Source organism: Nocardia amamiensis (genome assembly GCF_015477605.1).
Lineage (GTDB): Bacteria > Actinomycetota > Actinomycetes > Mycobacteriales > Mycobacteriaceae > Nocardia > Nocardia amamiensis_A.
Genome location: NZ_JADLQX010000114.1, coordinates 1 through 2887, shown reverse-complemented (window position 1 = coordinate 2887; position 2887 = coordinate 1). Strand labels below are relative to the sequence as shown.

Below are 2887 nucleotides of genomic sequence, written 5' to 3'. Positions count from 1 at the left end.
CTAAACCCCGGCAGGTCACCGGCTGGATCATCCGTCCGGCACACCAGCGCACCGAGGCCGAACGAGCCGACCTGGCCCGGATCCTGGACCGATGCCCGGTCCTGCGCGGCGTCGATCAGCTGGTCAGCGACTTCGGCGGGATGCTGCGCCACCGTCGGGGCCAGCATCTCAACGCCTGGATCGCTGCAGCCCAAGCCAGTGACATCTCCCAACTTCAAGGATTCGCCGCCGGTCTGCTCAAGGACTACGACGCAGTCCGCAACGGACTCACCCTCGAATGGAGCAGCGGAGCCGTCGAGGGCGCGGTCTGCCGATTGAAGGCGATCAAGCGCAGGTGCTTTGGCCGGGCCAACTTCGATCTCCTGCGACGCCTCGTGCTCCTCAGTTGACCACCACCCCCGGCAAGATCACCAAGTTTGTGCCTGAGCCAGGTCCCGATGCCCGTTGACACCATCTTACGGTTGCGCTATGGGGGAAATGCCTACAAAATCGGCGCGGCGTAATGGAGTCGACGGCTGTAAGCCCATTCACTCTGCGGGCATCACTGCCACGCGGGAGCAAGCACGAACCACTTTTTCAACGGCGGGCTCACCGTAGGCATTTCCCCTATATACGGCATGTCTCCGATACGCGACGATCGAGTCGTGGAGCCGCACAATCACCTCATGGACGTCCCGTACTCATCAGGAGCCTAACCACCTTGACGGTCGTCACCGTATCCACTAGCGCCCCGACTAGTCGGCACCGTCCGATGCGGCGAGCGTTGTCGTGCGAGTGATGAGAGTGCGCAGAATCCCAGGGACGACCTGAGCAAACTCGTGTGGGCCATGCGTCTGCCCGGATTCTTGCCCTGCGGCAACGGGACCGCGAACGAAAAACCTAGATGAAGAATGATCAGCCGCTCGGCGCCTTCGCGATTTGTGACCCCGAAAACGGGTGCATACGATCATCAACGAGGATCTGATTGGATATGAATAATTCAACATCTCCACGCCCCGAAGAAGACGATGTACATATAGCGGTACAACTCGGCGGCGTACTCCTTGATTTCACGGCGTGCCACTCCGCCGCATTGTTGTTCATGCAGGATTGTCGTGCTCATTGTCATCCAGAGCATGTAGCGGTAATGTCCGACAACCCCAAAATTTATCCGCGGCTGCCCAATGAACGGTTGTACCTTGAGCCTTGAGCTGAGCTAGCCGATAAGTATGGCAGCTCCGTCAGGGTTCTCCAGGCCGGAATCTGGCCCGCCTATCGATCGCAGGGCGGCATAAATTTGGGATCACGATGAGTGATTGAAATTGCTTGCTCTGCGGCAATCTAATGTACGCGCAGTTCGAGTACAGAAACGGATAACATCGAGAGCGTGAAAGGTGGTCGCAAATCTGACACGCGCAGACCTGGAAGCTTTACGCCCGTGGCTTGATCCGCTCTCGTGGCCCGATGGCGGTCGAACACCAGAGATCGGAGGGGGTTAGAAACGACAGTTCATCTTCCGCTGAGCAGCGGAATTATAGGGGTTTCCCCCATTGTACGCTCGTCAGTTGCATGAGAGTGTCACTCTATCGACAACACGGTGCCGCGTTGCAGAAGCGGAAGCGGGCACCGCAGGCCCATCATCCCGAATTCTTCGAACGGATGTGACCTCTATGAGTGACACACTGGCGCGCGCCGAACAGCCACATTCCGAGAAACGTGGCGATCTGCCCGGTCCACGCGGAACTTTGCTACCACGCTGGCATTCCAACGCTCGCCGTTGACTTTTCTGTCCAGAATGATCGAGCTGTACGGTGACATCGTCGCACTCGACCTGCTTCGGGCACCGATTGTACTGCTGAATCATCCGGACCACATCGAACACGTCCTCAAGTGGAATCAGCGCAACTACGACCGAAACGGGTCCAGTCTTTTCCATGGCTCGCGCGATGTTCGGCAATGGCCTGGCCACGGCAGCTAGACCAAGCTGGCTGTTCCAGCGTCGACTCTTGCAGCCAGCCTTTCATCGCCAACGTGTCGCGGCGTTCGGCGAATTGATGACCAACACGATCGAAGACACGCGGGACGGGTGGGAACACATGCACGGCCCTGGTGAAACTTTGGACGTCCGCGCCGAGATGAGCCGACTCACCCTGCGCATTGCCATCCGCGCACTGTTCGCCTCGGACCTGAAGGATGCTGCTGCCTATCGGTTCATGGACGCGGTCGACACTTCGAACCAGGAATTATTGATGTGAAACGGATCGGTTGTGCCACATGATGTTCCGTGGGTGGGTGATGGTCTCAGGATGGACATGCGCAGGCTTTCCCCGGGGCAGCAGGAGGCGTTGCGGATGCGGGTGATGGGAGCGATACGCGATGGCATGACGTCCGCGGAGGCCCAGCGGGTGTTCGGGGTGTCAGAAGGGTCGATCCGGAACTGGCGCAACAGGTTCGCCCCTGGTGGCGTGGAGGGTTTGGAGTCGGGACGGCCGTGCCGGCGTGCCGGTGACGGGGCGAAGCTGACACAGTCGCAGGCCGAGGCGCTGGTGGACGCGCTGGTGGTGTTCGTACCGGGACAGTTGGAGCTGGGCGGACTGTTGTGGACATTACGGAAGGTCGCCGAGCTGACCCGCCGGCTGTTCGGGGTTTCGTTCACCGAGCAGGGCATGGGAAAGGTGTTGCGCCGCATGGGATCCACGTTCCAGCGCCCGGACCGTCGCGCGATCGAGGCGAATCCGGAGGCGATGGCCGAGTGGGTGCGGGTCACCTACCCTGCGCTGGCAGCACGGGCGAAGGCCGAGGACGCGGTGATCCTGTTCGGCGACCAGGTCGGGGTGCGCTCCGACCAGTTGTCGGGCCGCACATGGGGCCGCCGTGGCCAGACACCGGTGGCCGCGAGGACCGGGAA

Annotated in this window: 3 protein-coding genes; all 3 read left to right on the top strand. The window is 60.7% G+C overall.

All coding sequences use genetic code 11. The annotated features are described in order from the left end of the window. On the top strand, positions 1-389 hold a 389-nt coding region (locus IU459_RS36900), incomplete at its 5' end, for a transposase (RefSeq protein WP_195134214.1). 1524 nt (positions 390-1913) lie between these two features. Then, a complete protein-coding gene (locus IU459_RS36895; protein WP_195134213.1) occupies positions 1914-2234 on the top strand; it encodes a cytochrome P450 in 321 nt (106 codons plus the stop codon). A 57-nt stretch (positions 2235-2291) separates the two neighbouring features. After that, a partial coding sequence (locus IU459_RS36890; RefSeq protein WP_195134212.1) for an IS630 family transposase occupies positions 2292-2887 on the top strand: 596 nt, incomplete at its 3' end.